1 protein-coding gene is annotated in these 718 nt (G+C 74.0%); it reads left to right on the top strand.

What is annotated here, in order from left to right:
* Positions 1-706, top strand: a 706-nt coding sequence (gene modA / locus AC5RV2_RS18745) for a molybdate ABC transporter substrate-binding protein (RefSeq protein WP_494093582.1), incomplete at its 5' end; no start/stop codon positions are given.
* Between the last annotated feature and the right edge of the window lie 12 nt (positions 707-718).

The raw sequence follows: 718 nt of genomic DNA, 5'->3' as shown, positions 1-718 counted from the left end.
CGCGGCCGGCGGGGCGGACGGTTCCGGGCCGGAGGGCACGGTGACCGTTTTCGCGGCGGCGTCGTTGCACTCCGTCTTCTCCGGGCTGGCCGACGAGTTCGAGGCCGGCCACCCCGGCGTGGAGGTGCGCCTGAACAGCGGGGGTTCTTCCGACCTCGCCGCCCAGATCCTGGCGGGGGCCCCGGCGGATGTTTTCGCGACGGCCGACCAGGCAACCATGGACCTGGTTGCCGGGCACGGACTGAACGACGGCCCGCCGGTGGTCTTCGCCACCAACGTGCTGCAGATCGCGGTGCCCGCCGCGAACCCCGCTGGCGTCTCGTCGCTGGACGACCTGGCCGAGCCCGGGGTCAAAACCGTGCTGTGCGCACCCCAGGTTCCCTGCGGCGCCGCGGCCGCCGCCGTCCAACGCGCCGCCGGCGTGGATATCCCGGCGGTCAGCGAAGAGCAATCGGTCACCGACGTCCTAGGCAAGGTGCTCTCCGGCCAGGCCGACGCCGGCCTGGTGTATGCGACGGACGTGCAGGGCGCCGGAGGCAAGGCCCGTGGCATCCCCATCCCGGAAGCCGGGCAGGCGGTCAACGCCTACCCGATCGTCGGCCTGAAGGGGACGGACAACCCGGCGGCAGCCGAAGCCTTCGTGGATCTCGTCACCGGGGACGCCGGCCGGCGGGCCCTGGCGGCCGCGGGATTCGGCCCGCCGTGACCGCAGCGCGGC

Source organism: Arthrobacter sp. Y3225116, from assembly GCF_059091245.1.
Note: the sequence above shows the minus strand (reverse complement) of the source record. Positions and strands in the feature narration are given on the sequence as shown.